The following is a 24,514-nucleotide window of genomic DNA, read 5'->3' as shown; positions in this document are numbered from 1 at the left end:
CTCCCCGCCCTTTTTTTCAGGAGACCCGGCATGGTCCGCAACCGGTTGATTTTGGCGGCAGTGGCCGCGCTTGCCCCACTCGCCACTCCCGTGGCCAGTCCTGCCCGCGCAGAGGCCCCGGCCCCGCAGGTGATTGCGGTGCCCGGCTTTGCCGACTTCCTCGCGGTTGACGGCAAGACCGTCTGGGCCACCAACCGGGGTCGGGTCGAGCACTGGTCGCGCAAGGGCAAGCTGGCGCAAGTCGCCACGCCCCACCCGTGCGGGGCCATGGCTGTCAGTGATGGCGCGCTCTGGGTTGCTGATTGTCAGGACAAGGCGATCAAGCGGATCGATCTCAAGACCGCGAAGATTGTCGCCACGATCCCCACCGGGATCGCGAACCCGGCGGGCGAGCTCAATGTCGTGGCCGGGGCTGGCTCGATCTGGGTGGCGAGCGATGCTGCCGGGACGCTCGCCCGCATCGATCCGGCGACCAATGCGGTCGCCGCCACGGTCGCGGTCGATCCGGGCACCTGGTATCTGGCCTTCGGCTTCGATGCGGTCTGGGCGGTGAGCGCCGACAAGCAGACCCTCCAGCGCGTGGACCCGAAGACCAACACCGTCACCGGGCGCGTGGGTCTGGGCGCGCAGCCCGGTTTCCTGGCCGCAGGCGCCGATGGGGTCTGGGTTCAGGAACAGGGTGATGGCACGCTCGCGCGGATCGATCCGGCCAGCGTGACGCTCGCCGGGCGGATCAAGGTCGGTGCCAACCTCAAGTGGGGTGACATCGACACCGGGCTTGGCAAAGTCTGGCTGCGCACGACCGACGATCAGGTCTTTGCCGTGATCGACCCCGAGACGATGACGGTCGCCGCGCGGCAGGGAAAGCCCGCTGGCAGCGGGGCCTTGCGCTTCACGCCCAAGGGCGTGTGGACGACCGCCCATGACCAGCACACGCTGACCTGGTGGCCCGCGCCCGAAAGCCTGGTCAAGCCGGCGGCCTGACCCGGTTCATTCCTTTTCGTCCCGCGAGCCTGTCCGCTCGCGGGACATTCATGAGCAGGTATCACGACCGGCAGAATACTCCGCACGGTTGCAACATGTATGGCGGGCGGCTAGAAGTTCAGGTTCCGTTCCTCGCACGATGACGCGCCTGCTGACCTCGCCGATGGGCAGCAGGACGGGCTTTGCGAGCAACGTCCTTCGGACCCACGAGAGTACACCGTCATGAGCTATGACCGTTCCGACCTCGCCTCGCTGGCGGCATTTCTGGTCGTGGCCGAGGAACGCAGCTTCACCCGTGCTGCGGCCCGTCTGGGGACTTCGCAATCGGCGCTCAGCCACGCGATGCGGCGCCTGGAATCCAAGGTCGGTGTCCGCCTGCTGACGCGGACGACCCGTGCGGTCTCGCCCACCGATGCGGGAGACCGCATGGTCGAGGTGATCGGCCCGGCGCTCGACCAGATCGCCACCGGCATCAGCGAGATCACCAGCCTGCGCGACAAGCCTGCCGGCAATATCCGCCTGACGGTTACCGATAATGTGGCGCGCACGGTGCTCTGGCCGGTCCTGCGCACGCTCCTGCCCGAATATCCCGACATCCATGTCGAAGTGAACGTAAACAATGGCTTCGTCGATATTGTCGAGGAGCGTTTCGATGCCGGGATCCGCCTGGGTGAAGCGATCGACCGCGACATGATCGCCGTGCGCGTCGGGCCGCAACTGCGCATGGCCTGCGTGGGCGCGCCTTCCTATTTCGAACGCAACCCGATCCCCCTCACTCCACACGACCTGTCCGCCCATTCGTGCATCAACTGGCGCATGCCCACCGCAGGCGGGCTCTATGCGTGGGAGTTCGAGAAGGACGGGCGCGTGATGAACGTGCGGGTCGACGGGCAGCTTACCTTTGCGGGTACGGAACTCGCCATCGATGCCGCCGAAGCCGGGCTCGGCCTTGCGGTGACCATCGAGGATCAGGTTTCCGAGGCTATCGAGGAAGGCCGTCTCATCCGCGTACTCGAAGACTGGTGCCCGCCTTTCCCCGGCTATCACCTCTATTATCCGAGCCGCCGGCAGGCTTCACCGGCTTTCAGCCTGCTGATCGAGGCCTTGCGCTGGCGCGGCGACTGACGGGCGAGCGCCGAACTGGCCACCAACGATCAGTGCGCCAAATCCACGGGCCAGCAACTGCGCGAGGAAGTCGGGGTATCCGGCACTGATCGTTTGCCCGCTGCGCAGCGCGACAAACAGCGCCTCGGTCCCCGAGGCATAGATGATCGCACTGAGCAATTGCCGCTCGCCGGGCGAAAGCCCGCGCGAGGCGGCAAGTTCGTCGACATTGGCGGCGATATCGGCCATCAGGACATCGATCTGGCGCGCGCCGAACAGGCGTGAGCGGATGTGATGCTGGTTTTTCTCGAAAAAAGCCGGCCCTTCGGGAATGGCCAGAACGACATCCATGAACACGCGGTATCCGCGCGCGAGCATGGCCTCGACATCCTCGACAGCCACGCCATCCGGCCCCTGCGCGGCCACTTGCGCGCTTTTGGCGCGCGCCTGTGCAACCTCGATGCGGACGCGATCGACCAGATCGGCAATCAGCTTCCCGAAGACAGCCTCCTTGGTTCCGAAGTAGTTGTAGAAACTGCCCGCCGAGACATCGCTCTGGGTGACGATATCGCGCACCGTGGCACCATCGAGGCCTATCGAGGCGAAAACCTTCCAGGCCGCCGCCTCGATCTTCTCCATGTTGCGCGCACGGGTCGTCTCGCGCTTCTCCGATGGTCCATAGGGGCCCTTGCGGGTGTGAGGCATGACCATCCGATCCGTTGCTGGTCGTTCCGTTACCGGCCCCTTGTCCATTGTTCCGTCCATGGCGCCTGGGCGCTCAAGCCATCAAATGCGCGCCCCCGTCAACCGGAATCACCGTTCCGGTTATGTGACGGGCTGCATCGCTGGCCAGAAAGGCGGCCAGTGCGCCCACGTCGTCGATCGTGGCGAGTGTGCCTTCCGGCGCCAGCGCGCTGGCACGGTCGAGCAGTTCGTCGAACCGGTCGATCCCGCTGGCCGCCCGCGTGGAAATAGGCCCCGGCGAGATGGCATGGGCGCGAATGCCCTTGGCGCCCAGTTCGGCGGCGACATAGCGGGTCGTGCTTTCGAGCGCGGCCTTGACCGGCCCCATGAGGTTGTAATGCGCAACCACGCGCTCCGATCCGTAGAACGTCACGCTCAACAGGGCCCCGCCCTTGTCCATCAGCGGTTCGGCCAGATGGGCCATGCGCACGAAACTGTGGCATGAGACATCCATGGCCAGGGCAAAGCCTTCGGCCGAGCTGTCGACGACCCGCCCGAACAGGTCGTCATGCGGGGCAAAGGCAATCGAGTGCAGCACGAAATCGAGCCTTCCCCATTCCTTGCGGATCGTTTCGAAGACCGCTTCGAGTTCGCCCGGCACGCGCACGTCGCACGGAAGCAGCATGTCCACGCCCAGCTTTTCGGCCACCGGCGCGACAAACGGCTTGGCCTTGTCATTGAGATAGGTTGCCGCAAGGCTCGCCCCGCAACGGGCAAAGGCGGCCGCGCAGCCTGCGGCAATCGAATGTTCGTTGGCAATGCCCACGACAAGCCCGCGCTTGCCGGACAGATCGACCAGAGGCGTCATCAGGAATCTCCCTTGGCGGCATCCATGAAAGGCTGGGTGAGCGAAAACGTGTGAAGCGCGATCTGGCGTTCTTCGTCAGTGGGGATCACGCGCACGATGACCCGGCTTTCCGGGCTGCTGATCACGGGGGCATTTGCCGCATTGGCCGCCTCGTCGAGGACCAGCCCCGTCCAGGCCAGGCGCGCGCAGATGGCCGCGCGGATGACCGGGTCGTTCTCGCCGATCCCGGCGGTGAAGACGAGGCCGTCGAGCCCTTCGAGCGAGACCATCAGGGCGCCCATCTGGCGCGCGGCGGTCCACACGAAGGATTCGATGGCCTCGGCCGCGCGCGGATCATCGCTGGCATGAAGGCTGCGCATGTCGCTCGACAGTTCGGACAGGCCCAGCAGGCCCGAGCGGCGATAGAGCATGCTTTCGACCTCGTGCGCGGAAAGACCTTCCTGCAATTGCAGGTGGATCACCGCGCCGGGATCGAGCATGCCGGTGCGGGTTCCCATGATCAGCCCGTCGAGCGCGGTAAAGCCCATCGTGGTGTCGACGCTCGCCCCCCCGCGCATCGCGCAAAGGCTCGCCCCGTTGCCCAGATGGGCGACGATCACCCGCCCTTGCGCCAGCGCCGGATCGAGCGTGGCCAGACGGGCCGAGACATATTCGTAGGACAGTCCGTGGAAGCCATAGCGGCGCATCCCCCGCGCGGCATAGGCACGCGGGAGCGGCAGGCGCGTGGCGACGCCGGGCATGGCATGGTGGAAGCCGGTGTCGAAACAGGCGACCTGCACCAGATGAGGGGCCTTGCGTGCGATCTCGCGGATCGCGGCGAGGTTGTGGGGCTGGTGGAGCGGGGCGAGCGGGGAAAAGGTATCAAGTTCGGCAACGAGCGCTTCGTCGATCAGGCGCGGTGCCCAATAGCGCCCGCCGCCATGGACCACGCGGTGACCGACCGCGACGATGGCGTGATCCTGAAGGTGATCGTGGGCCCAGTCGTAGAGCTCGCTGAGCAAGGGCTCGTGGGTCAGCCCGGCGCCGCCGTCCTTGGTTCCCTCGCCCCAGCTTTTTTCGAGCAGGATTTCGCCCGTATCGCTGTGGATGCGGATGCGCGGGGCCGTGCCGATCCCTTCGAGCTTGCCTCCGGCGACATGGACCGGCCCTTGCTCCTCAAGATGATAGAGGCCAAACTTGATACTCGATGAGCCCGAGTTGAGGCTGATGATCGAGCGGGTCATGCGTTTTTCCCGCCGGTCTGGGCTGCTGCTGCCAGCAGCACCACCACCGCGCACGAAGCGAGGCGCGTGCGCAGGCTGTCGGCACGGCTCGTCAGGATGATCGGCACCCGCGCGCCCAGCACGATCCCGGCGGCATCGGCCCCGCCCAGGAACGTCAGTTGCTTGGCCAGCATGTTACCCGCTTCCAGATCAGGCACGACGAGGATTTCGGCCTGTCCGGCCACGGGCGAGACGATCCCCTTCTCGCGCGCGGCGGCCGCGCTGATCGCATTGTCGAAGGCCAGCGGGCCATCGAGCAGGCCGCCGGTGATCTGTCCCCGGTCAGCCATCTTGCACAAGGCCGCCGCGTCGAGCGTCGAGGCCAGCGCCGGGTTGATCGTCTCGACCGCCGAGAGGATCGCCACTTTGGGCTGCGCGATCCCGATCACATGGGCCAGATCGATGGCGTTGCGAATGATATCGGCCTTTTCCAGAAGGTTGGGCGCGATATTGATGGCCGCATCGGTGATCAGCAGCGGGGTCGGATGGCCCGGAACGTCCATCAGGTAGACGTGGCTGATGCGCCTTTCGGTGCGCAGGCCCCCATCGCGTGAAACAGCCGCCCCCATCAGTTCATCGGTATGGAGCGAGCCCTTCATCAGGGCCTGCGCCTCGCCCGAGTGGATCAGGGCGACCGCCGCGCTGGCAGAGGCATGGCTGTGGGGCGTATCGACGATGCGGAAGGCGCCAATGTCGGCCCCCGCCTCGCTGGCAGCGGCCTGAATGCGGGCGGTGGGCCCCACGAGGATCGGCGTGATCAGCCCTTCCTCGAAGGCCTCGATCACCGCGCTGATCGCGGCCACGCTGCACGGGTGGACCACGGCGACCGGCATGGCCTGATGGCCGCGCGCCGCTTCCATCAGGCGGCGATAGCCATCGTGGTCGGCAAAGCGGATGTCGGGCAGCGCGGCGCGGGGGCGGCGGATCTTCTCGGATGGCGCCTTGACCTTGGCGATGCCCGAGATCACTTCCTCGCCCGCCTGGTTGGTGCAGGTGCAGGCGAATGTCACGAAGTGGTGATGCTCGTCCTTTCCGGTAACGACGACCTGCGCGGTGATCGTGTCACCCAGTCCGACCGGTCGCTCGAAACGCAGGCTCTGTTCAAGATAGATCGTGCCCGGCCCCGGCAACTCGGTTCCCAGCACTGCCGAGATCAGCCCACCGCCCCACAGGCCATGAGCGATGACCTTGTGGAACATGTCGGTCGCGGCGAATTCAGGATCGACATGGGCCGGATTGACGTCGCCCGAGGCCAGCGCGAAGAGCTGGATCTCGCGCTGGCCGAGCGTGCGCGAGATCTGCGCGCTCTCGCCCACGGTGATTTCCTCGAACGTGCGGTTCTCGATCATATTCGGGGCAGGCATATCCGGGGCGGGCGTATTTGCGGGGGTGGAGGTCATCGGTCAGTTCTCCAGAACGTATGTGCCCGGCGCGGCGGCGATCGGGAGATAGCCCTTGTCCGGGGCGCCCATCGGCGGAGGCGGCACGGGAGAGCCGGAATGGGCGTCGAGCCAGCGGCCCCATGCCTCCCACCACGATCCCTCATAAGGGTTTGCCTGGGTCAGCCAGTCGTCGGGCGAAAGCGCGGCCTGGCCTTCGCGGCGTTCAAGCATGTGATAGTGGCGATGCTTGTGGCCCGGTTCGGAGACGATCCCGGCATTGTGCCCGCCGCTCGTCAGCACGAAGGTGATCGCCGCGCTGGTGAGCATGTGGATCTTGTGGACCGAATGCCACGGGGCGACATGGTCGGTCTCGGTGCCCACCACGAACAGCGGCTGGCGGATCGAGGAGAGCGCAATGGCCCGGCCATCGGCCAGAAAACGCCCTTCGGCCAGATCGTTGTGCAGGAACAGGCGGCGCAGGTATTCGCTGTGCATGGCATAGGGCATGCGCGTCCCGTCCGCGTTCCAGGCCATCAGGTCGTTGACGCCCGGCCGCTCGCCCATCAGGTACTCGTTGAGGACGCGCGACCACACCAGATCGTTGGGGCGCAGCATCTGGAACGCGCCGCCCATCTGGTGGCTGTCGAGATAGCCGCGTTCCCACATCATGCTGTCGAGCAGGTTGAGCTGGCCCTCGTCGATGAACAGGCCCAGTTCGCCCGGTTCGGTAAAGTCGGTCTGCGCGGCCAGCAGGGTAACCGAGGCAAGGCGCTCGTCGCCCTCGCGCGCCATGGCCGCCGCCGCGATGCTCAGCAGCGTTCCGCCCAGACAATAGCCGAGCGCATGAATATGCGCCGCGCCAGTGATCGCCTGGATCGCCGTCAGCGCGGCCATCGGGCCAAGCTGGCGATAATCGTCCATGTCGAGGTTGCGGTCCTCGCTGGTGGGATTGTGCCACGAGATCGCGAAGACGGTATAGCCCTGCCCGACCAGCCAGGCGATCAGCGAATTGTTGGCTGAAAGATCAAGGATGTAATATTTCATGATCCAGGCAGGCACGATCAGCACCGGCTCGGGCTTCACTTCGGCGGTCGTCGGGCTGTACTGGATCAGTTCGATCAGCCGGTTGCGATAGACGACCTTGCCCGGCGTGGCGGCGATGTCGCGACCGATCTGGAGCGGACTTTCCTTCGGATCGGGGCCGCCGCGCGTCAGCTCGGCAAGATCGGCGAGGAACAGCTTTGCCCCTTCGACCAGACACATCCCGCCGGTATCGAGGATGCGCTGTTGCAGGACCGGATTGGTCGCCAGAAAATTGCTGGGGGCGGCCATGTCGAGCATCTGGCGGACCGCAAAGGCAGTGATCGCCTCGTGATGGGCGCTGACCCCCGAAATGCCGGTCGTGGCGTTGCTCCACCACTGCTGGGCAAGCAGGAAGGACTGGGTGATCATGCCGAAGGGGCCTTGCTGCCAGGCCGGATCATCGAAGCGGTGATCCTGTGGCAGGGGCTTGATCGCCGGGGCTCCGGGATGTTCGGGATTGGGGCCATGGCAACACTGGTCGGCCAGGCGCAGCCATTGCCGCACCGCCTTGCCCAGCAGATCGAGCCGCTTTCCGGGCGAGGCGGCCAGATGGAGCGCCCAGTCGGAAAAGGCCTGGGCCACGGTGACCGGCGAAAGTCCCCCGGTCATGCTGGCGATGCCTGCAAAGGCCGCGCGGTCGAGGGTTGCGGCCAGACCGTCGAGCGGATCGGGCGCGGGGGGCGGAGCTGCGGGGGGATGGTAGGCAGCAGGCTCGGTCATCGGGGGGAACTCCCTTGCAAGACTGGCAGGGCAGGATGGGCGGATGAAACGGATGGGCCGGGTGCGGGCGGGCTCCAGCCACCACCCAAGGCCCGGTAGAGTTGCACGGTGGCGCTGCGCTGGGCAATGCGGGCCTGTTCGAGCTTGTCGGCGTCGGACAGCGTATCGAGCCGGGCCTGAAGCACATCACCGAGCGTGACACGCCCGGCGCGATAGAAAGCCTGTGCCTCGTCCGCCCGGCGGGCCGAAAGCGTGCGGGCAGAGACAAGCCCGGCGACCCGCGCATCGAACCCGGCGCGCAGGCCATAGGCGGTCTCGACTTCCTCCAGCGAGGACAGGACCGTGCGGTCCTGCGCGGCCAGCGCACCTTCCAGTTCGGCCTGTCCCGCCGCGATCCGCCCGCGCAAGAGCCCGCCGGTGAAGATCGGCACGCTCGCCTTGACGTTGAGCAGGCCCATCGTCCCCCCGAAGCCGGGCAGGCCCGAAAGACCCAACTCGCCGTTCTGCCCCGAAAAACCGATGCTGAAACGCGGGTAGAGATCGGCCTTGTAGCTCTTGAGCTTGGCCGCCCGCGCCGCGACCATGGCCATGCTCGCGCGTACATCGGGGCGGCGTTCGAGAATGGTCGAGGGCCATTGCCCCGATGGTGGCGGCGGAACCGCAAGATCGGAGCTGCCCCCGCGCCGCGGCACCACGTCGACCATCGCTTCGGGCAGCGCGCCCGACAGGATCGCAAGGCGGCGGCGGCGCGCATCGATCAGGGCCAGAAGCTGGGGACGCGTGGCTTCAAGCGACGCTGCGGCGGCCTGCGCGCGGGTCAGGTCGGGCTTGCTGGCCTGGCCGGTGCCCTGCCGCGCGGCGACATACGCGGTCAACGCGCGCGTGGCCTCAAGGCTCTGGTCGAGCAGCGCAAGCCGCGCCTCAAGCCCGCGCCATTGCTGGTAATTCTCTACCACATCGGCCACGACCATCAGGCGCACGCCCTGCGCCATCCAGTCGACCCCGCCAGCCATGGCTTGTGCGGCAGCGACATCGGCATGGCGCCCGCCGAAAATGTCCGGCTCCCACTGCGCGCCAAGGCCAACCAGATAGCCACCGCCGGTCGCGCCGCGCGTGAAGGGCGACAGGACCGAACCTGCCGTGCCATCGATCCCGGTATCGCCGGCATTGCCCCAGCCCGCCCCTTGCGCGGCGATGGTCGGATAGAGCGCGGCCTCGGCCACCGAGGCGAGCGCGCGCGCGGCCTCAACATGGGCGCGCGCCACGCGCAAGTCGGTATTGGCGGCCAGCGCCGCGTCCACCAGCCTGTCGAGCGCGGGATCGCCCCAGGCGGTCCACCACTGGTCGAGCGCGGCGGCGCCCTCCCCTTGCGCAGCGCCCTGTGCGGCAGCTGCATCGAGGCGGGCCGGCGCCACGACTTGCGCGGCGGGCGCTGGCCGGGAGGGCGGCGGGGCGGCGCAAGCTGCCAGCGCCAGAACCAGCGTGGCCGGTACCATGCGCATGGCCGAACGGCAGGGAAGCGAAAGCGGGGCGGCGTGTCGAAGAGCCATATCTATCCCTGAGGTCATCCCTGGGGTCACCCTTGCCGGGCCAGCATCGTGCGGAAACGTTGAACAGCCAGGATCACGAAAGCCGTGCCCCAGCCACAGATCATCACCAGTTCGGGCAAGACCGTATGCAGGCCCGCGCCGCGATAGAGCACGGCTTGCGACAGGCTGACGAAACGGGTCGTGGGCAGCAGGCGGGCAATGGCCTGAACCGGCACCGGCATGCTCTGGAGCGGGGTGGCCGCGCCCGAGAGCAGGTAGGCAATGGCGTAGACCGGCACCGCGAACAGCCCGAACTGGGGCATGCTGGGAGCCATCGTGGCCATCCACATGCCCAGCGCCGTCACCGAGAACAGATAGAGCATCATCGCCCCGGCAAACAGCAGCAGCGATCCGGCCAGCGGCACCCCCAGCGCCCCGTGGACCACGAACCACAGCGAGGCCATGGCGACGACCAGAATGATCAGCCCATTGGCGAGGATCTTGGCAAAGGCGATCTCGCTGGCCCTGACCGGCATGACCAGAAGATGCTCGATGGTGCCGTGTTCGCGCTCGCGGATCACCGCCGCGCCGACCAGAATGATCGAGAGCACAGTGACATTGGTCACGATCTGCATGACGGCAGTGTACCATGCCGATTGCGAGTTGGGGTTGTAGAGCGTCTGGCTCGTCACCGAGAACGGCAGGCTGGCGATGATCCCGTTCTGATGGAGAAAATCGAGCACTTCGGTAGCGAAGATCTGCTGGAAATAGGACGCGCCCAGCCCGGCCTGCGTCATTGCCGTGGCATCGACGAGGATCTGCACCGACGGACTGCGCCCGGCCAGGACATCGGCCTGAAAACGCGGGGGGATCTCGATCACGAAGATCGTGCGCCCCTGATCCATCGAACCTGCCACATCGGCCCGCGAAATGGCCACGGGGGTCTGGAAATAGGGCGGGCGGATCGCATCGGCAAGGCGCCGCGACAGCTCGCTGTGATCATCGTCGATCAGGGCCACGGTCGCATTCGACACTTCGGCCTTGACCCCCTTGGACACGATCAGGACCGCCGCCGTGAAGGCAAAGATGATCAGCACGAGCAGCGTCGTGTCCTTCATCACGCTGCGCAGTTCCTTGGCGCCCAGCAGCCAGACATTGATCAGCCAGCGCTTCATGCCTCCTGCTTCCCCAGCATGAACCGCGCGGCGGTGATGAAGGCGAGGCCAAACCCGCCCAGCGCCAGATAGGCCTGCGCAAAGCTGTCCATGCCCAGCCCCTTGGTGAACGTGCCAAGGCTCACGATCTGGAACCACGAGGACGGGAACCCGACGCCAACCCAATAGCTGCCGCCAACGAGCGTGGAGACCGGATAGAGCAGCCCGGAAAAGTTGACGGAGGGCACGAGGCAGATCAGCGCGGTCGCAAAGATCGCCGCAACCTGGCTGCGCACCAGTGTGGAGATCAACATGCCCAGCCCCGTCGAGGCCAGCACGAAGAGCGCGGCCCCGATCGTGAGCGCGACCAGCGACCCCTTGAGCGGAACCCCCAGCACGAGGATGATCGTCGTCACCAGACTGACATAGCTGATCATGGCCAGCCCCGCATAGGGCGCCTGCTTGCCGATCAGGAAGGCCCCCGTGCCTGCGGGCGAGGCGTGGAGATTGGTGATCGAGCCGATCTCCTTCTCGCGCACGATACCCAGTGCCGTCAGCATGGCCGGGATCAGGATCATCGTGAGCATCAGCACGCCCGGCGTGATCGCATAGATGCTGCGGAAATCCTGATTGTAGATGAAACGCGGCTCGATGCTGGCGGGCATCGTCAGGCCCCCGGCAGCAACCAGCGGCGAGGCGCCAAGCATCTGCGCCTGATAGGCCAGCACGACCCCGTCGGCGTAGGCTCGGATATTCGACGCGGGAAACGGGCTCGCCCCGTCGATCAGCACGCCCACTTGCGGATGGCGGCCACTGGCCAGATCGCGCCCGAAATCGGGCGGAATGTCGAGCACCATTTGCGCCTTGCCCTCGCGCAGGCGTTCGCGCGCGGCCTCCTCCCCCTCAACCGGAGCGACCAGGGTGAAATAGCGGGTTCCCTCGAAACGGCGGACGAGATCGCGGCTCGCCCCGCTCTGGTCGTGGTCGAGCACGGCCATGCGCACGCCCTGCACGTCGAACGAGATCGAATAGGCGCACACGCACAGCAGGACCAGCGGCCCGGCCAGCGCAAAGGCGAGGCGCACCTTGTCGCGCGCGAGTTCGATGGCCTCGCGCCGGGCAAAGGCCCAGGCAAAGGCGAACCAGCGCTCCAGCCAGCCCGTAATCCCGCCGCCGGTCACGACCGGCGCGGCCTCGCCACGCGCATGGTCGACAGAATGGGCCGGTGCAGCAGGCGCCGGATCGGCTTGCGCCTCCAGCACGGTGATGAACGCGTCTTCAAGCCGCTGTGCGCCCTGTTCGCGGGTCAGCCCTTCGGGCGTGCCGACAGCCAGCACGCGCCCGCGATGCATCAGCGAGATACGGTCGCAGCGTTCCGCCTCGTTCATAAAATGGGTCGAGACGAAGATCGTCACCCGCTCCTCGCGCGAGAGGCGCAGGAGATGGCCCCAGAACATGTCGCGCGCCGCCGGGTCGACGCCCGAGGTCGGCTCGTCGAGGATAAGGATTTCAGGGCCATGGAGGCAGGCGGCGGCCAGTTGCAGGCGCTGGCGAATGCCCAGCGGCAGCGAGGCGGGCACCGCATCGGCATGCTCGACAAGGGCGAACTGGCGCAGTGCCTCGTCGACCAGCGCCCCCGCCTGCGCGGCAGGCACCTGATAGAGCCGCGCATGGAGCATCAGGTTCTGGCGCAGCGTCAGCTCTTCATAGAGCGAAAAGGCCTGCGACATGTAGCCCACGCGCATGCGCGTCTTCATGTCGCCCGGCGCAATCGGGCGCCCGAACAGGCTGGCCGTGCCGCTCGTCGCGTCGAGCAGGCCCGTCAGCATCTTCATCGTCGTCGTCTTGCCGCAGCCGTTCGAACCGAGAAAACCGAAGATTTCGCCCTTGCCGATGCGGAAGCTCACATCGTCGACCGCGACGAAATTGCCGAACCGCCGGCTCAGGTGCTGGGCCTCGATGGCCGGTGCCTCGCCGGTGTCCTGCCATGGGCCGGGATCGGGCAAATCGGTGGCCGGGCGCTTTTCGGGGGGCAGCAGGCTGATATAGGCCTGTTCGAGATTGCTTGCGCCTGTCTCGCGCAGGATGTCGGCCGTGGCCCCTTGCGCGATGATCCGCCCGGCATCCATCGCCACGAGGTGGGCGAAACGCTCGGCCTCTTCCATGTAGGCGGTCGAGACCAGCACGGTCATCTCGGGCCGTTCGGCGCGCATGGCGTCGACCAGATCCCAGAACTGGCGTCGCGAGAGCGGGTCGACGCCCGTGGTCGGCTCGTCGAGGATCAGGAGGTCAGGGTCGTGGACGAGCGCGCAGCACAGGCCCAGCTTCTGCTTCATGCCGCCCGAAAGCTTGCCCGCCGGGCGATCGGGGAACGGGGCGAGGCCCGTCGCGTCGAGCAGGCGGGCCTGATGGGCCGCGCGCTGGGCCGCGTCGAGGCCGAACAGCCGCCCGAAAAAGTCGATGTTCTCGGCCACCGAGAGCGTGGGATAGAGATTGCGCCCCAGCCCCTGGGGCATATAGGCCACCCGCGCGAGAAAGGCCGAACGCTGCGCGTTGTCGCTGTCGGCCAGATCGGTGCCCAGCACCTGCAAGCGGCCTTCCTGAAGCCGCTTGACCCCGGCGATCAGGCCCAGCAACGTCGATTTGCCCACCCCGTCGGGCCCGACCAGCGCCACCGCGCCGCCGCGTGGCAGGTCGAGGCTGATCCCGTCGAGCGCCAGAACCGCCCCATAGCGATGGGAAACGCCTTCAACGCTGATCGAGGTGTGCGTGGCGTTCCCCGAAGCCGTCATGCGCCTGATTTCACCGGAGCGGACTTCGTCAGGTCGGGCCAGGCATGGCCCTGCTCGGTGCGGACATAGCCATCGGCGGTCATCCCGGCCTTGAGCTGCCCGGCATAGCGGCGCGCGACATCGGCAGGGATCTGGAGCTTGACGCGATAGGACAGCGTGTCCCGCTCGTTGGCGGTTTCAACGAACTTGGGCGTAAACTGTGCGTCGCTGGCCACGAAGCTGACCCGCGCGGGCAGCGCCGTGGCAAAGCCCTGTGGCACGATCCGCGCCTCGTCGCCCAGACGGATGCGCGAGGCTGCCGCTGCGGGCAGGAAGATCGTGAGCGTCACGTCCTCGGGATTGACAACCGAGACCAGCCGCCCGCCCGGCGCCATCATCGTGCCCGGCTCGACGATCCGGTACTCGACCCGCCCCGGCCCCGGCGCACGGATGCGCAAATCGTTGAGCACGTTGGAGACCTGCCGGATCTGGGCATCGGCCTGGGCAATGGCGCCGCGCGCCTCGCCCACGGCGCCGCCTGCCGCGCTCACGCTTTCGCTCGCCCCCGAGAGAGCCAGACGGCGCTGGCGCAACTCGACATCGGAAACCAGCGCGCGATCATGAAGCCCGGCGGTCTGCGTCCAGTCGAGCCGGGCGAGATCGGCCTGGCTGCGGTGCGCCGCCTGTTCGCCTTGCGCCCGTTCGAGCCCGCCCTGCGCCCTTTCGCGTGCCGCGCGGGCGCCATCGAGCTGGGCCAGCGCATCGGCGTCGTCCTGCTGGGCGATGACTTGCCCGGCCTGCACCACATCGCCCTCATGGACGAGAAGCGAGACCAGCCTGCCGGGATATTTGACCGCGATGTCGGTTCGCGTCATCTCGATCCGGCCATTGCTGCGCACGACCCAGTCGGGCAACCTGTCGGCCTGGACATAGTGGCGCCATGCAAGGCCACCGGCCACGGCCCCACCGGCGCAAACGAGCGCGAGAGCGATCAGAGCAGACCGCTTCACCCGACAACCCCGCCCCGATTGGCCCCGGCCCAATTGGCGGCCAGAACCGCATCACGCATCTGCATCACCATATGGGTTCCCGCTCCACCAGCGCAAGATCATGCCTTAGCGGCCAAAAATTCCGTTTTTATTGCGCGACATCAATCCACGGAGAATCGCGTGCAAGCACGCTGCCCTGCCCATCTGATCACGCAGACCGGCATGATTAGTCCAAAAAATGGCCGATGTGTCAAGTTTTCCATGCCACCAGTCGGATCAGCGCCTGCGCCACCTGCCTCACGACTGAAACATGTTCGGAAAATCAGACGGATACAGCCTTGTAGCGGGCCTCCTGCCCGAACGAGGACAGCGCGCGCGCCGCCTCGGGAAGTGTGATCTGTCCATGCGCGAGGCGTTCCTTGAGATACGTGAAGGTCTGCATGGTCTGGGCATAGAGATGCTCGCCCGCCACAAGGCCCGCCCGCGCCGGGTTTTCCGGGGTCACGAAACGGGGCAGCGGCTCGATCCGGGTGTCGTGGTCGAGGCAGAAGAACAGCGGAAACGAATAGCGCTCGGCACTGACCTTGCGCACGCGGTGCGAGGTGGCCACGAAGGCCCCGTTGGTGAGGATTTCGAGCATGTCGCCGACATTGACGACATAGGCCCCCGGCACCGGCGGCGCGTCGATCCACTGCCCTTCCCCGTTCAGCACTTCAAGGCCGGGGCTGGTGGCATGAAGCAGGGTGAACATCTCGTAGTCGGTATGGGCCCCGATCCCCACGACATCGACCGCGAGCGGATCGTGGGGATAGTGGATCAGCCGCAACTGGCTGGGCGGACAGGAAAGAACATCCTCGAAATGGTCGGACGCCTCGCCCATGGCCTGGGCAAAGCCGCGCAGGAGCAGGCGCCCCACCGCGAACGTGGCATCATAGTAAGCCTGAACCGCCTCGCGAAATCCGGGCAGGTCGGGCCACTGGTTGGGCCCGAGGAGAACATGGCCATCGCGGCAGGCCGGATCGTCGGGCGCAAGGTCGATCGAGAGGTCGTAGGCTTCCTTGCGGTCCTTGCTGGCCCCCTGAAACACTTCCTCACCCTCGGGCACATAGCCGCGATGGTTGGTCGAGCGCCCGATGTAGACATCCATCTTGGCTTCGAGGGGCTGGGCAAAGAAGCGCTCGGCCATCGCGCGCACCCCCTCGAACAGGGCCTCGGGAACACCATGACCGGTCACATAGAGAAAGCCGACCTCGCGCGCGGCGCGAGCCAGTTCCCCGGCCACCCGCGCCCGGTCCTCCGCCCGCTCCGAGCGCAACCCGGAAATGTCGACCAGCGGAATGGAAGTGAACCCGGTACCCATGAATGCATCTCCCCGCGCCGCACGTTTGCGACTCCATCGACAAGCAACGTCTGGCAATACCATGGGATAGCGCGCAAAAGCATCTGATGATCACCATGGATGCCCTGCCCGGCCTCTGGCGCCGTTCCCTTCTGGCCTGGGCCGATGGCCGCCGCGACACCACCACGCAGGTTCATTGGCTGCAAGGCCCCAGCCTCTATGCCGACTTGCGCCAGCCCGAGGCCCGCCCTTCGTTTGCCGGTGTCACCGGCTTCGATGATCTCGACACCGCGCAGATCGCCTGGATGGCCCGGCAGGAAGCCTTTGCCGGAAGGCTTGCCCCGGCAGGCCAGTTCTTCGAATGGCACCGGGCCATCGATTTCCAGCCGCCCGCCGCGCTGCCCGATGCCGGGCGCCTCTGGCTGGAAGACGGCATGATGAAGGAGGAAGGGCGCGACCTGCCCTATCTCGAACACTGGCATCACGACAGCGGGGCGAGCACCCCTTGCGGCGCCCTGCTGCTCCACGAGGCGCAGGGCGACCGCCCCGGCCTGCTGGTCTGGGCCGGAAACCTGTTCATGATGGCCCGTGGACGCAAGGAAGCCCTGCCCACCGGGGCCTGTCTGGGAGACCTGATCCGCGCCGCGCCCGACATTGCCACGACCCGTGCCCTGCTCGATTGCGAAATTTCGCTGGGTGTCCGGCATGACGGCCAATGGACAATCACCGCCTCGACCCTGCCGTGGCAGGAAGGGCGCGTGCTTGCCCCCGGTCTTTCAGGCGGGCAACTGACCACCCGCGCCATGGACGCCCGCAGCATGGATGAACGCGGGGCCCGCTGCCAACGGATCTGGACGATCCGCGAGCACGAAGGCGATCCGCTCAGTCCCCTGTTGCGCGCCTGATCCCCGCCGCACTCGCCATGCTGCCCACTGCCGCGACCACGAACAGGCCGACCGCCAGCCCCTGAAGCGGCGCCAGCCTCTCTCCGAGCGCGACATAGCCAACCAGACAGGCCATGGCCGGCGCAGTGCTGAGCAGGATGCCCATCGTACTCGTCGGCAGGCGCCGCATGGCTTCCATTTCCAGCGAATAGGGCAAGGCGCTCGACAGCAGCGCCACCCCCAGCCCGAGGGCGAGGATATGGGGATGCAACAGCGCGATCCCGTCCGACAGGAAGGCGACCGGAAGCGCGGGCAAGGCCGCCACCATCATCCCCCAGGCCACCGCGTCCCCGCCAATGATCGGCGCCACCTGCCGCCCGGCCAGAATATAGAGCGCCCAGCAGCCCCCCGCCAGCAGCGCAAAGGCCATCCCCGACAGGGAGACCGGAGCCCCCGCATGCCCGCCCAGTGGCATGAGCAGCGCCAGCCCGAGACAGCCGACCGCAAACCACACGACATCGAGCCCCCGCCGCGATGCCCACAGCGCCACGCCCAGCGGCCCGAGCGTTTCGATACCCGCCCCCAGTGCGATGGGAATGCGTGCAAAGGCCTGATAGATCGACAGGTTCATCACCCCGAGCGCCACGCCATAGACCGCCAGCGCAGGCCATGCCGGACGCGGGGGCACGCGTCGCCACGCCCGCCGCGCCAGCATCAGGACCAGGGCCGCAAACACCAGCCGCAAGCTGGCCATGCCGAGCGGCCCGATCACCCCGAACAGCCCCTTGGCAAGGGCGGCCCCCAGAAACTGGATGACCATCCCCCCCAGAACCGCGCCCGATCCGGCGGCGAGGTCGCGTGCTGTCCTGTCGGTTCCGTCCTTGCTCATCGGGCCTTCATAGCCCCGGAGCCAAGCCCCCTCAATCGTTTGCCAAAGACCGTGTCAGACAGAAACCTGCTGTCCCATGGCCGGATCGGACCAGCTGGTCTTGCCCGTCTCGACATGCCCGGCAAAGCGACGCACAAATCCGTCCGGTCCTTCGACCAGCAGGTCGTACCAGTGATGGCTTTCGACGATGGGGACGCGCACCGAGCGGGTCTTGCCCGGCGCGAGGCTGACTTCACCCAGCGACCCGGCATCATAGGCCAGCCGCCGCAGCGAAAGCCGCACCGGGACCGCACCGGCATTGGCGAGCCTGAGGATCACCGCATCGCCGGCTTCTTCGAGCGTTACGCGCACGCCGCCCGGCGCCTCCTCGCCCGCCAGTTCGCGCACAAACCCGTTGGGGCCGCGCACGACCAAACGATAGGGGCCCTGCGCCAGCCCCGGCAGGCGGTCGTCCAGATGGCTTCCTGCGCCCACGGTATAAGTCCAGGGGCCAGCCTCCCCTTTCCGGTCGTAGACCTGAAAAACCGCCCCTTGCGCACCATCGTTGCGGAAGGTCAGGCGCCAGTCCGCACCTTGCCCGCTCTCCTCGACCGCCAGCCGATAGGGCAGCGCACGCGCCGGGCGCTGGCCCGGTTCCTGCCGGGGCAAGACCTGCTGCGCAGGCGGCGCGGGATGGGCAAGGCTGGCCTGTGCCGCCACCCGCGCGCGATAATCGCCGATGACGGGCAAGGCATGGAGCGCCGACCCATCGGGATCGGCAAAGTCGAACATCGAGGTCAGGTCTCCGGTCACCGCGCGGCGCCAGGGGCTGATATTGGGCTCCATCACCCCGAAGCGCTGTTCGAGGAAGCGGATCACCGAGGTATGGTCGAACACCTGCGAATTGACGAAGCCCCCGCGCGACCAGGGCGAAACCACCAGCAAAGGCACGCGAATGCCCAGCCCCACCGGCTCGCCCTGATAGGCCTCGCCGCGCGTGTCGATCGTGCTGAGCCCCTGTTCGCGCGCAATGGCCGGAACCGGGCCGGGGATATGGTCGAAGAAGCCGTCGTTCTCGTCGTAATTGATGATCAGCGCGGTCTTGGCCCAGACTGCGGGATTGGCCACGAGCGCCTCGACCAGCCGGGCGGTCAGGGATTCGCCATAGGCCGGGGTCGCTTCGGGATGTTCGGAATAGCGATAGGGCGCGACGATCCACGAGACTTGCGGCAGGCTGTCGGCGGCAACATCCCTGGCAAAGGCGGCAACCAGATGCTCGGCCTGCGAGGTGGCCGCGGTTTCAAGGCTCGATCCCTCGACCCAGGCCCGCCCCCGGCGATAGAGCGGGGATGCCTTGTCGATCCCCCGGAACTGCGCGAAAAACGCCAGCGAATTGTCGCCGAAGTTCTCGTATTCCTGATAGAGCTTCCAACTGATCCCGGCATTCTCCAGACGTTCGGCATATGTCGTCCAGCGGGAAACCGCCGGGAAATCGGCCTTGTCGCGGGCCATGTCGGCCGTCCAGTTGCCATCATCGACATTGTCGACGGCCTGCGCGCGCGCATCGCCCACGCTCAGCCCGCTCGTCCCCGAAAACAGGAACATGCGATTGGGGTTGGTCGGCCCGTGGATCGAGCAGAAGTACTGGTCGCCAATGGTGAAGGCATCGGCCAGCGCGTGATAGAAGGGGATGTCCTTGCGCACGAAGTGGCCCATGGTCTGGGGGGTCTTGTGCCTGATCCAGCTATCGTACTCGGCCCATTGCGCAAAAGCGCCCTTCCAGCTGTGGTCGAGGCTGGCCATGCCCTGGGCATTGCTGATCGTGCCATCGAGATGGAACGGCAGGACGACACCCTTGCCATCGGGCGTGGGCTGGTGGAACACCGAAGCCCCGCTGCGCAGCAACAGGGGGCGCGGATCACCAAACCCGCGCACGCCGCGCATGGTCCCGTAGTAATGATCGAACGAGCGGTTTTCCTGCATCAGGACAACCACATGCTCGACATCCCGGATCGTGCCCGTGCGGCGATTGGCCGGAAGGCTGAGCGCGCGGGCAATGGCCGCCGGCATCGTGCCGGCTGCCGCCGCGCCAGCCACGGCCTGAAGAAAAGTGCGACGCGAAGGCAGGTGCTTCATACTTGTTTCCGCAATAAAAAGACGTTCAAGCCACCGCTTTGGAGGGCGAGTTTGAAGGCATGATGACGGTTTCGAAAATCCGGTCGTCATCCGGCCTGTTCTCTTGCCCCCTGAAGGTTTCCCTTGTCTTTTGCGCCGGGAAGGAGAACCTTCGGAAGGTACAGGGTTCCGCCAGTGGACTCGCGAAGAACGGCTTGGAAACAAGTCCGGCAAGGGAACAGGACAGGGATTACGACGATGGAAGGTGTCGAAATCGATTCCGGCGAAAAGGCGATCATCATCCTGCAAAGCCTGATCTGCTATCTGCGCGAGAAGAACATGTTCAGCCGCGCCGATATCGAAGAACTCAAGGCAAGGGTCGATGCGCGCATTTCGGCTGCCGAAACCATGCCCTGCGACCTCGCCGCCGCCACGGCCGCCGCGCGCGAGATGGAAAACCTCGAAAAGTATTGCGGCAAGCACTATGGCGGGAAGCACCGCCGGAGCAATTGAGGGCTGCGTTCCGCTTGCGGCCTGTTTGGCTTGCAGCCAGCCATCGGCCCGCTATGAAGCCTGCGGTCGCCGCTTCTGGCGCTCCCCTTCATTGGCAGACCTGATGGCCCGCAAGCATTCCCGACGTGATCCTTTCGACGACCTCCCCGACGAGGAAGAGGCTGCACCCGCACCGGTGCCCTGCTGGCTTTGCGGGCGCCCCACCGGTTCGACCATCGTGTGGCATCACCCCACCCCCAAGAGCCGGGGTGGCCGCGATGTCGTGCCCATGCACGGCATCTGCCAGCAGACGCTGATCACGAATTTCACCAATTCCGAGCTTCAGCGCTATGGCATGGACGTGGACGGGCTGCTCGCCAATCCGGCGATCCGCAAGTTCGTCGACTGGGTGGCCAACAAAGACCCCGATTTCACCGCCACGATTGCGCGCAAGAAGCGCTAGAACGCCCCGATCCGCTTGCGCAGGACCGCCTCGGTCAGGATGGCGATGTCTCGGCCTGCCCTGCGCAGCTCTTCCGCCTTGCGATAGGCCGGGCTGGCTTCGACAAAGCGTCCGTAAGGGTGCTTCGTGGCCACCAGCAGCATCGTGGTCGTCCGCCCGACACCGGCCACGATGCGACCGCCTGCCTGCGCGACCCATTGCGCCAGAGGCCCGTCGACCGCCTCGCCCAGCAGGGCCACCCGCATGCCGGCCAGCGGCCCGTCCGGGGCCGGTTCGGGCGCGCGGGCGCGGGCCTTGGGCGGGGTCGCCAGCCAGGCTTCGAGCGGGGTGCCGGTGTGCTCGATCGCCCGGAGGATCACCTGCCCCGCCGCGCGGGCATCGCTCAGCGCATCGTGGTGGCGATGGGAAAGCCCCAGAAAATCGGCCAGGACATTGAGTCTGTGGCTCGTCAGATCGGGCCAGGCCCGCTTGGCCACGCGCACGCTGTCGAGCCAGCGCGCGGTGATCGGCGCGCAGCCTGTCCGGGTGCAGGCCGCCGCCAGCGCGCCCTTGTCGAAGCTGGAGTGCGCGACCACCACGCGCCCGGCCAAGTGGGCTTCGAGCCGGGCGTGGACTTGCGCGAAATCGGGCGCTCCGGCGACATCACGCGCCGTGATCCCATGAATGCCGATGTTGAAGGCCGAGAACGTATCGCGCGGATCGACCAGCGTTTCATAGGCGAAGACTTCGCCCCCGTCCCTGTAGCCGACAATGCCGACCTGACAGATGCTGCTGACCCGTTCGCAAGCCGTCTCAACATCGATGACGACAAAATCGGGATCGGGATAGTCTGGCGAGGTACGCATGGTCGAAATGGGCGCAGGAGCGTTCATCGCCCTTTTCTAGGCGGCGCGGTCAAATTCCACAACGGCGCGGTTGCCCTCCATGCGGCGGGCTCAAGGGCCCTGAAGAGCTGGTGCAAAAATGCCGCAATCCGCACCTTGCACGCAACGAAACAGAAAATCATTCTCAACAAGACTTGCTAGTGCGAGCGACTCGCATTAATCGGCAACGTCAGGAGGCAGACGGGGCGCGGCGCAATCCGCCGGAGCAACTGCTTCTGACAGAACAACACAGGCTCGAAGGAATTCACGTTGAGGACCACTTCCAACCGCTCTGACGACCGCCTCGATGCCCGAACGGGAGCTTCGCGCTTCCTCGCGCTCGGCTGCGTCAGCCTGATTGCGGTGGGCACCCCCGCCCTGGCCCAGGAAAGTACATCGACTGCTGCAGGGGAACCCAAGGTTCTGGGCAGTGTCACCGTCACCGACACCGCCGTTACCGAAGGCAGCTACAAGACCGACAAGGCCTCCTCGCCCAAGTATACCGCCCCGCTGCTCGATACCCCGCGCTCGGTCTCGGTGATCCCCTCGCAGGTTCTGGCCGACACGGCCACGGCCTCGCTCACCGATGCCCTGCGCCTCGTCCCCGGCATTACGCTGGGCGCGGGCGAAGGCGGCAGCCCGCAGGGCGACCGTCCCTATATCCGTGGCACCGACGCGCAGAATTCGATGTACCTCGACGGCGTGCGCGACATCGGCGCGGCCAGCCGCGAAGTCTTCGCGGTCGACCAGATCGAGGTCGTCAAGGGCTCCGACAGCACGATGGGCGGGCGCGGCAACGTGGGCGGCGCGATCAACATGGTCTCCAAGCTGCCCGTCGAAGGCCGCTTCGCCGATCTTTCGGCGGCCACCGGCACCTCGCAGTACAAGCGCCTGACCGCCGACATCAACCAGCCCCTCGGCCACAACATCGGCCTGCGCATCGCGGCGATGTACCACGACCAGAACGTGGCCGGACGCGATGCCATCTGGCAGAGCCGCTGGGGCGTGGCGCCTTCGGTCAAGTTCGGCCTGACCGGCCCGAGCAGCCTGACGCTGGCCTACTATCACCTCGACACCAACGAACTGCCCGATTCCGGCATTCCCTATCAATACACCATCAACAATGCCCCTGCCGGCGTGACCGAGACCGGACCCGTCAAGGTCCGCCGCGGCACGTTCTATGGCCTGGTCGACCGCGATTTCCGCCGGACCCACGCCAATACCGGGACCGCGACCGCCCAGCACGAGTTCGGCAATGGCCTGACCTTGCGCAACACGTTCCGCTATGGCGTGACCGACCAGAGCTACGTGCTCACCCAGCCCGACGACAGCAAGGGCAATGTCGCCAATGGCTATGTCTGGCGCCGTGCCAACACCCGCTACAGCGAGACGACCGGGCTGATCAACCAGACCGACCTGTTCGGCAGCTTTGCCATCGGCCACATCAAGAACACCTTCACCGTGACCGCCGAGATCAGCACCGAGAAGGTCAAGGTCGGTGCGTTCCAGTCCAACCCGAGCACCGGCACCGCGATTTCGACCGGCAGCGGCTATACCGGCAGCTTCCCCACCGGCGGTCTGTGCGGCACGGCCTCGATCACGACTTACAACTGCACCACCGTGGGCGCGCCCAACCCCTATGATCCGTGGGTCAGCTATGCCTCTGACGGGTCTTCGACCGTCTCGCCGATCGGGCGCTCGCTGCCCCAGACCTGGACCCGTGCACGCACGATGACCAAGGCGATCTCGGTTCTCGACACGATCGACATCACCAAGAGCCTGCTGCTCAACGTCGGGGTTCGCTACGACCACTACATCACCCGCACCAGCGCCGGCCTTGCTGCCAGCGCCACCGACGAAAGCGGGCGCACCTGGGTGAGCCGCCGCGACGACATCGTGTCCTATCAGGCTGGCCTGACCTGGAAGCCCGCGCCCAACGGCAGCATCTACTTCTCGACCTCCAGCGCCGCCACCCCGCCGGGCTCCTACCTTGCCAACGGGCAGGAAACCAATGCGCTGGGCACCGACCAGAACGCCGCCGACGCGCTCAAGGTCGAACGCACCAAGTCCTATGAAGTGGGGACCAAGTGGAATGTCTTCGACGAAGGCCTTTCGCTCACCCTCGCCGCGTTCCGCACCGATACCAGCAATGCCCGCTCGATCGATGCCAACGGCCTTGTCAGCTTCATCGGCGAACGCCTGATCAAGGGGATCGAGTTCTCGTTCTCGGGCAATATCACCCCGCGCTGGAACGTCTTTGGCGGCTACACCTACATGGACTCGACCATCGTCGATGGCGGCTATACCGTCACTTCGGGCCTGACCGCGCCTTCGGTGAACACCGGCAAGCGCTTCCCCAACACGCCCGAACACAGCTTTACCGCGGCCACGACCTACAAGGTCACCGACCGCATCACGCTGGGCGGCAATGCGCAATACATGGGCAAGGTCTATGGCGGCTATTCCGACTTGCGCTCGGTGAGCAATGGCGCGGTGGTGATCAGCAAGACGCTGGCCCGCGAAGTCCCCGCCTACTGGCGCTTTGACGCCAACGCGCAGCTTCAGGTGACGCCGCGCTTCGCGCTTCAGGTCAACGTCAACAACGTCTTCAACAAGCGCTATTTCGACCGCGCCTTCACCACCCACTTCGTCAACCAGGCCGCAGGCCGCACCGCGATCATCACGGCCCACGTCAAGCTGTAAAGATCGCTTTTTCCGAAGAACAGCCGGCGCTGGAAAGGGGTCCCTTTCCAGCGCCGGTCCTGTTTTGCGGTCTGTCGATTATTTTTGCGACTTGTCTCTTTCCCCGACGCCACGAAACGTCTAGTGGCCCGCACATCCCCGGGGGGCCGCTGATGCGCGGCTGAGAGGTGGTCAGCAGACCACGACCCGCTGAACCTGATCCGGTTGACACCGGCGTAGGGAGGGTCGACGGCTGCAATTCCGGCGTCCCTCCGTGT

The 24,514-nt window shown here is 66.3% G+C and carries 19 protein-coding genes and 1 riboswitch; of the genes, 6 read left to right on the top strand and 13 right to left on the bottom strand.

Going from position 1 to position 24,514, the window contains the following annotated elements; genetic code table 11:
- Positions 1-30: 30 nt before the first annotated feature.
- Together SBI20_RS02540 and SBI20_RS02535 are read left to right on the top strand one after the other, a co-directional pair.
- The gene (locus SBI20_RS02540; protein WP_317973567.1) at positions 31-984 is read left to right on the top strand and encodes a YncE family protein; all 954 of its coding nucleotides are present in this window, start codon (positions 31-33) and stop codon (positions 982-984) included.
- A 222-nt stretch (positions 985-1,206) separates the two neighbouring features.
- Positions 1,207-2,109 carry a LysR family transcriptional regulator gene (locus SBI20_RS02535; protein WP_317973566.1) on the top strand — a complete coding sequence of 301 codons (903 nt, stop codon included), beginning with the start codon at positions 1,207-1,209 and terminating at the stop codon, positions 2,107-2,109.
- Here the strand turns inward: SBI20_RS02535 and SBI20_RS02530 are convergent.
- The 10 genes from SBI20_RS02530 to SBI20_RS02485 form a co-directional block, all read right to left on the bottom strand.
- The gene (locus tag SBI20_RS02530; protein ID WP_317973565.1) at positions 2,059-2,793 is read right to left on the bottom strand and encodes a TetR/AcrR family transcriptional regulator; all 735 of its coding nucleotides are present in this window, start codon (positions 2,791-2,793) and stop codon (positions 2,059-2,061) included. The genes SBI20_RS02535 and SBI20_RS02530 overlap by 51 nt on opposite strands.
- 73 nt (positions 2,794-2,866) lie before the next feature.
- A complete protein-coding gene (fabI, locus tag SBI20_RS02525) occupies positions 2,867-3,640 on the bottom strand; it encodes an enoyl-ACP reductase FabI (RefSeq protein ID WP_317973564.1) in 774 nt (257 codons plus the stop codon).
- Positions 3,640-4,863, bottom strand: a complete 1,224-nt coding sequence (locus SBI20_RS02520; RefSeq protein ID WP_317973563.1) for an acetate/propionate family kinase — start codon at positions 4,861-4,863, stop codon at positions 3,640-3,642. The genes fabI and SBI20_RS02520 overlap by 1 nt, the downstream gene beginning before the upstream one ends.
- On the bottom strand, positions 4,860-6,266 hold the full coding sequence (locus SBI20_RS02515; RefSeq protein ID WP_317973562.1) for a bifunctional enoyl-CoA hydratase/phosphate acetyltransferase: 1,407 nt from the start codon (positions 6,264-6,266) through the stop codon (positions 4,860-4,862). Before SBI20_RS02515 ends, SBI20_RS02520 begins: the two co-directional genes overlap by 4 nt.
- 39 nt (positions 6,267-6,305) lie before the next feature.
- Positions 6,306-8,087, bottom strand: coding sequence for a PHA/PHB synthase family protein (locus SBI20_RS02510; RefSeq protein ID WP_317973561.1), 1,782 nt, complete (start codon positions 8,085-8,087; stop codon positions 6,306-6,308).
- Complete coding sequence (locus tag SBI20_RS02505) at positions 8,084-9,637, bottom strand: TolC family protein (protein WP_317973560.1); 1,554 nt, start codon at positions 9,635-9,637, stop codon at positions 8,084-8,086. The genes SBI20_RS02510 and SBI20_RS02505 overlap by 4 nt, the downstream gene beginning before the upstream one ends.
- Before the next feature lie 26 nt (positions 9,638-9,663).
- The gene (locus tag SBI20_RS02500; RefSeq protein ID WP_317973559.1) at positions 9,664-10,791 is read right to left on the bottom strand and encodes an ABC transporter permease; all 1,128 of its coding nucleotides are present in this window, start codon (positions 10,789-10,791) and stop codon (positions 9,664-9,666) included.
- Positions 10,788-13,562: a ribosome-associated ATPase/putative transporter RbbA gene (rbbA, locus tag SBI20_RS02495; RefSeq protein WP_317973558.1), complete on the bottom strand. Its 2,775-nt coding sequence runs from the start codon at positions 13,560-13,562 to the stop codon at positions 10,788-10,790. The genes SBI20_RS02500 and rbbA overlap by 4 nt, the downstream gene beginning before the upstream one ends.
- A complete protein-coding gene (locus SBI20_RS02490) occupies positions 13,559-14,551 on the bottom strand; it encodes an HlyD family secretion protein (protein ID WP_317973557.1) in 993 nt (330 codons plus the stop codon). Before SBI20_RS02490 ends, rbbA begins: the two co-directional genes overlap by 4 nt.
- A gap of 301 nt (positions 14,552-14,852) precedes the next feature.
- Positions 14,853-15,890: an isopenicillin N synthase family dioxygenase gene (locus tag SBI20_RS02485; protein WP_317973556.1), complete on the bottom strand. Its 1,038-nt coding sequence runs from the start codon at positions 15,888-15,890 to the stop codon at positions 14,853-14,855.
- An 86-nt stretch (positions 15,891-15,976) separates the two neighbouring features.
- On the opposite strand from SBI20_RS02485, the gene SBI20_RS02480 reads away from it, so the two are divergent.
- The gene (locus tag SBI20_RS02480) at positions 15,977-16,774 is read left to right on the top strand and encodes a hypothetical protein (protein ID WP_317973555.1); all 798 of its coding nucleotides are present in this window, start codon (positions 15,977-15,979) and stop codon (positions 16,772-16,774) included.
- On the opposite strand, the gene SBI20_RS02475 is transcribed toward SBI20_RS02480, so the two are convergent.
- On the bottom strand, positions 16,752-17,642 hold the full coding sequence (locus SBI20_RS02475; RefSeq protein ID WP_317973554.1) for an EamA family transporter: 891 nt from the start codon (positions 17,640-17,642) through the stop codon (positions 16,752-16,754). The two genes, SBI20_RS02480 and SBI20_RS02475, sit on opposite strands and share 23 nt — an antisense overlap.
- 54 nt (positions 17,643-17,696) lie before the next feature.
- Positions 17,697-19,757 (bottom strand): phosphocholine-specific phospholipase C, encoded by a 2,061-nt coding sequence (locus SBI20_RS02470; RefSeq protein ID WP_317973553.1) that lies wholly within the window; start codon positions 19,755-19,757, stop codon positions 17,697-17,699.
- A 237-nt stretch (positions 19,758-19,994) separates the two neighbouring features.
- On the opposite strand from SBI20_RS02470, the gene SBI20_RS02465 reads away from it, so the two are divergent.
- Positions 19,995-20,249 carry a hypothetical protein gene (locus SBI20_RS02465; RefSeq protein WP_317973552.1) on the top strand — a complete coding sequence of 85 codons (255 nt, stop codon included), beginning with the start codon at positions 19,995-19,997 and terminating at the stop codon, positions 20,247-20,249.
- A gap of 103 nt (positions 20,250-20,352) precedes the next feature.
- Complete coding sequence (locus SBI20_RS02460; protein ID WP_317973551.1) at positions 20,353-20,691, top strand: hypothetical protein; 339 nt, start codon at positions 20,353-20,355, stop codon at positions 20,689-20,691.
- Here SBI20_RS02460 and SBI20_RS02455 read toward each other — a convergent pair.
- Positions 20,688-21,563, bottom strand: a complete 876-nt coding sequence (locus SBI20_RS02455; RefSeq protein WP_317973550.1) for an exonuclease domain-containing protein — start codon at positions 21,561-21,563, stop codon at positions 20,688-20,690. The two genes, SBI20_RS02460 and SBI20_RS02455, sit on opposite strands and share 4 nt — an antisense overlap.
- Before the next feature lie 261 nt (positions 21,564-21,824).
- Here SBI20_RS02455 and SBI20_RS02450 point away from each other — a divergent pair, with 261 nt between their 5' ends.
- A complete protein-coding gene (locus tag SBI20_RS02450) occupies positions 21,825-24,257 on the top strand; it encodes a TonB-dependent receptor (protein ID WP_317973549.1) in 2,433 nt (810 codons plus the stop codon).
- A 129-nt stretch (positions 24,258-24,386) separates the two neighbouring features.
- Positions 24,387-24,496, top strand: a riboswitch (TPP riboswitch).
- The last annotated feature ends 18 nt before the right edge of the window (positions 24,497-24,514 follow it).

This window comes from Novosphingobium sp. IK01 (assembly GCF_033242265.1).
Taxonomy (GTDB): domain Bacteria; phylum Pseudomonadota; class Alphaproteobacteria; order Sphingomonadales; family Sphingomonadaceae; genus Novosphingobium; species Novosphingobium pituita.
Note: the sequence above shows the minus strand (reverse complement) of the source record. Positions and strands in the feature narration are given on the sequence as shown.